A 4,632-nucleotide genomic window follows, 5' to 3' on the forward strand; every position below is an offset into this window, starting at 1 on the left:
CGGGGCCGCAGCGGCCTGCGCGCCCCAGGGATCGCGGGTGCCGGCATCCTCGCCGCGGTTGCGGGCCGCGCGCTCGGCGGCGTCGCGGGCGCTGGTGCGCGGGCCCGTGCGGGCGCGGCCGTCGGCCTGGGCCTTGCCGCCCCTGAACTTGCTGGCGCTGGACTTGCCGGCGCTGGACTTGCCGGCCTGAGGCTTGCGCCCCGTCGGCCCGCCGCTTCTGGGAGGTCGTGTCGTCATGCTTCCGCCGGCACCCGTCTCCGCGTCGGACGGAGTGTCCGGGCGCATGGGCCGCGGCGTCGCGGACGTCCGGACCGATGGGATTGCCCGGCTGTAGCATCGCCCGCGCCGAGCGGCAAAGGCGGTGGGCCGGCCCGGTCCGTCAGGTCTCCGCGCGCCACGCGTCGCAGAGGCGGGCCTTCAGGCCGGCGGGGAAGAGGTCGGGACCGCCCGGCACATCGAGCCCGTCCAGATCGCACCACCGCGCCACGCAGGCCATGCCGGAATCCTCGTGGAAGACGAAGCGCTCCTGCCCGTCGAACCGTCCCGGCGGCAGGGCGACGGGGAACAGGAACAGCACCTCGTGCCCGACCCGCCCCTCGTGCGTGAAGATGTTCTCCATGACGCGGGGGCAGCCGAGCACCGAGACGGTGACGCCGAGCTCCTCTTGGAACTCCCGGATCAGGGCTTCCTCGACCCGCTCGCCGAACGCGACGCTGCCGCCGAGGGGCCGGACGCCTTTCAGCCGCCCGTCATCCGCGCGGACCTCCGCCACGAGCAGGCTGTTGCCGCGCCGGGGCAGACCCAGCGCCTTCACGCGAATCTCCGCAGGGGGCCGCCAGACCGTCATCCCGCACGGGCTAGCCCGTCGTCGGCGAGGCCGCAACGGCCCGGTGCCCCGCGCGCCGATCCACGGCAACAACCGGACACACGGTTGACGCCCGGGCCCGCTACGGCCAAGCTGTGCTCGACGGTTCCCCTCGGGGATCAAAAGGGAACGCGGTGAGGGGTTCGCCCCGAAGCCGCGGCTGCCCCCGCAACTGTAAGCGGCGAGCCCTTCACCACCACGTCACTGGGTCACCCCGGGAAGACGGTGCGAGGGCGGCGACCCGCGAGCCAGGAGACCTGCCGTCAGCCGTGGTCACACGCGAAACGCGCCGGGCGGGGTGTCCTGGCGGGTGTCGAGGCGCCGTCAGTCCCGAGGGGAGGCGGCTGCCGAGGCCTCGTTCGCGGTGACGTGCCACAGCAAGCGCGCCCGCGACGCCGTTCCCCATGCCCGTCTCCGCCGTCCCGAGCCCCTCGAGCCCTGTCGCAGGACGCCGTCGCGCGCCCGCGCGGGCGGAGGCTCTTGGACAGCGGGTGCATTGTAATGTTATTACAATGCTTGTAGGACGCGGGGGCCGGCGCGCGCCGTGCACGGACCGTTTTCCCCATGTCTCCATCGACCCATCGCTCCTGCCTCGGCGGGCGGGCCCCGCTCTGCGGCGTTCTCCTCGCGCTCCTCGCCAGTCCGACCGCCGCCCAGGAGGCGGTCACGCTGGATGAGCTGTCCGTCGCCGGCGCGGGCGGCGACCCGGGCCGCCTGCCGCCGAATGGCCTCAACCTGCGCACCCCCGACCGGACCGCGAGCCGCCTCGGCCTGACGCCGCTGGAGACGCCGGCCAGCCTCGACATCGTGTCGGGCGAGACCGCGCGGCTGCGCGGCCAGGACACGATCGCCGAGGCCGTGACTCAGGACGCGACCGGCATCACCACCATCGCGGCGCCCGGCAACGGCAACGGCGCGTTCACTTCACGCGGCTTCGCCGGCCCGAACTCGATCCAGCAGCTCTACGACGGCACGCGCTTCTACGTCGGCGCCAACACCGTGACCTTCCCGTTCGACACGTGGAACGTCGAGCGGATCGAGGTGCTGCGCGGGCCGTCCTCGGTGCTCTACGGCGACGGCGCCATCGGCGGCGTCATCAACGTGGTGCCCAAGAAGCCGGTCTTCGTGCCGATCAACGCCGCCCGCGCGGTGATCGGCACCGACGGGGTCGCGCGGCTCGCCCTCGATTCCGGCGGCCCGCTGGGCCAGGCGGAGTACGGCGACACCTTCGCGTACCGCCTCAACGTCAGCGGCAACCGCGCCGACGGCTGGATGCGGCCGGAGGGCGATTTCCGCAACCTCGCCGTCTCCTCCGCCCTGCTGTTCCGGCCGAGCGCCGACCTCGCCTTCACCCTGAGCCACGATCTCGGCTACCAGGAGCCCGCGCGCTACTGGGGCACCCCGCTGGTCGAGGGACGGATCCCGGATCTCATCCGGTTCAACAACTACAACGTCCGCGACGCGAAGATCACCTGGGCCGACAACTGGACCCAGCTCAAGACCGAGTGGTCCCCCTCGGCCGACATCACGATCCGCAACACCGCCTACCGACTGACCAGCCGGCGCCACTGGCTCGACGTCGAGCAGTACAGCTACAACCGCGGCACCGGGCTCGTGGACCGGGGTGACTATCTGGAGATCTACCACAGCCAGGAGCAGGTCGGAGACCGCCTCGACGCGACGTTCCGGGGCAGCCTGTTCGGGCTGCCGAACCAGTTCGTGGCCGGCTTCGACGTGAACCACATCGATTTCCGCCACACCAACAACTTCTACTTCGACCAGACCACGAGCGTGCCGCTCGTCGGCTACGATCCGGGCCTGTTCCCGCAGAACGGCCGGGCGCGCCCGGCCTACGCGACGCAGACGAGCCAGGCCTCGGTCTTCGCCGAGGACCGGCTGATCCTGTCGGACAAGCTCTCGTTCCTCACCGGCGTGCGCCTCGACGTTCCGACGCTGAACCGCGAGGACCTGCAGACGGGATCGCGGTTCGAGAAGACCTACCGGGCGCTCGGCTACCGGTTCGGCCTCGTCTACAACCCGACGCCGGACAGCGCGCTCTACGCCCAGTACAGCTTCGCCACCGACCCGGTGAACAGCCTGATCACGCTGTCGCAGTCGCTGGCCGGCTTCAAGCTCGCGACCGGCGATCAGGTCGAGATCGGCGCCAAGGGGCTGGCCTTCGACGGCGCCCTCGAATGGACCGTCGCGGGCTACCGGATCGTCAAGGACAACCTGATCTCGGCGATTCCCGGCCAGCCGACGCTGTCCACGCAGGTCGGGAGCCAGTCCTCGCAGGGCTTCGAACTGGCGCTCGGCTGGCGCTTCGCGCCGGGCTGGCGGCTCGACGGCAACCTCGCGCTCCTCCACGCGCAGTACGACCGGTTCGACCAGACGGTGAACGGCGCCACCGTCTCGTATGCCGGCAACCAGCCGATCGACGTGCCCGAGCGCGTGGCCAACCTCTGGCTGACCTGGGACGTCACCCGCGACTGGACCGCGCGGGTCGGGCTGCAGAACGTCGGGCAGGTCTACAGCGACTTCGGCAACACGGCGCGTCGCCCCGCCTACAACCTCGTCAACGCGGTCCTGGACCATCAGGTGACGGCGGATTCGCGCCTGTCCGTGCGGGTCTACAACCTGTTCGACAAGGTGTACGCGATCTCCGGCAACGCCGTGAACGGGGTCGGGACCAACTGGCTGCTCGGGCGCCCGCGCTCGGTCGAGGTCGCCTACACGGTGACGTGGTGAGCCGGCCGCGCCGGCTCGGCAAGGCGGGACGGCGCTGGCTGCTCCTGTTCCACCGCTGGGCCGGGATCGCCGCGGGGCTGTTCTTCGCGCTGTGGATCGGCTCCGGGTTGGTGATGCTCTACGTGCCGTTCCCGGCGCTCACCGAGGCCGAGCGGCTGTCGCGGCTCGCCCCGCTCGCCTGGGAGCACGTCGCGGTCGTGCCGGACGCGGCGCTGCGGGCCGCCGGGCTCGGCGGCGTGCCGGCCGCCTTCGGCCTGGAGATGAGGGGCGGGGAGCCCGTCTACCAGGTCGCCGACCGCGGCGGCACGCGGACCACGGTCTCGGCGCGGACCGGCGCGCGGCTGGGGCCGGTGACGCCGGAAGACGCGCTGCGTCTCGCGGCCGGCGGGATGCCGGACGCGCGCGTCACCCCGGTCGAGCGCGACCAGTGGACCGTCACGGCCCGGTACGACCCGCTCCGCCCCTTCCTGAAGGTCGCCCTCGGCGACCCGGCGGGGACCGAGCTCTACGTCTCGCGGGTCACCGGCGCGATCGCCCTCGACACGACCCGTTCGGAGCGGGCCTGGAACTGGGTCGGCGCCGTGACGCACTGGGTCTACCTCACGCCGCTGCGCGCCCGGGCGGAGCTGTGGCGGACGGTCCTGCTGTGGCTGTCGGGCCTCGCCGCCCTGGGGGCGCTGAGCGGGCTGGCGATCGGGATCTGGCGCCTGCGCCTCCGGCGGCGCTACGCAGGCGGGGCCGTCACGCCCTATCGCGGGCTCGCCCGCTGGCACCACCTGCTCGGCCTCGCCGGCGGGATCGGGCTCAGCACCTTCATCCTGAGCGGCTGGATCTCGATGAACCCGAACCGCTGGTTCGCGTCGACCGCGGCGCCCGACGCCTTCCGCGCTGCCTATGCCGGACAGCCGCAGGGCCTCGGCCTCACCGCCGAGGCCCTGCCCGGCTTCGCGGGGCCCGGGACGCGAGCGCTGCGCTTCGTTGCCATCGGCGGCTCGTGGTGGGTCATCGCCGACGGCCCC

At 72.6% G+C, this 4,632-nt stretch carries 3 protein-coding genes, 1 pseudogene and 1 riboswitch; of the genes and pseudogenes, 2 read left to right on the plus strand and 2 right to left on the minus strand.

What is annotated here, in order from left to right; all coding sequences use genetic code 11:
- Both ACLBYE_RS29735 and ACLBYE_RS29740 read right to left on the minus strand, forming a co-directional pair.
- Positions 1–237, minus strand: a pseudogene (locus ACLBYE_RS29735) (RluA family pseudouridine synthase); the annotation flags it as partial.
- 142 nt (positions 238–379) lie between these two features.
- Positions 380–847, minus strand: a complete 468-nt coding sequence (locus ACLBYE_RS29740) for an NUDIX hydrolase (protein ID WP_447696911.1) — start codon at positions 845–847, stop codon at positions 380–382.
- A gap of 104 nt (positions 848–951) precedes the next feature.
- Positions 952–1,144: riboswitch (cobalamin riboswitch) on the plus strand.
- 285 nt (positions 1,145–1,429) lie between these two features.
- Here ACLBYE_RS29740 and ACLBYE_RS29745 point away from each other — a divergent pair.
- Both ACLBYE_RS29745 and ACLBYE_RS29750 read left to right on the plus strand, forming a co-directional pair.
- The gene (locus ACLBYE_RS29745; RefSeq protein WP_447696912.1) at positions 1,430–3,613 is read left to right on the plus strand and encodes a TonB-dependent receptor; all 2,184 of its coding nucleotides are present in this window, start codon (positions 1,430–1,432) and stop codon (positions 3,611–3,613) included.
- Positions 3,607–4,632: PepSY domain-containing protein (locus ACLBYE_RS29750; RefSeq protein ID WP_447696913.1), on the plus strand; the 1,026-nt coding region annotated here is incomplete at its 3' end. The genes ACLBYE_RS29745 and ACLBYE_RS29750, both read left to right, overlap by 7 nt.

It is taken from the genome of Methylobacterium sp. A52T (genome assembly GCF_053346095.1).

Coding starts and splice junctions, on each gene's coding strand:
- ACLBYE_RS29740 (WP_447696911.1), bottom strand. CDS start 847: ATGACGGTCTGGCGGCCCCCTGCGGAGATTCGCGTGAAGGCGCTGGGT.
- ACLBYE_RS29745 (WP_447696912.1), top strand. CDS start 1,430: ATGTCTCCATCGACCCATCGCTCCTGCCTCGGCGGGCGGGCCCCGCTC.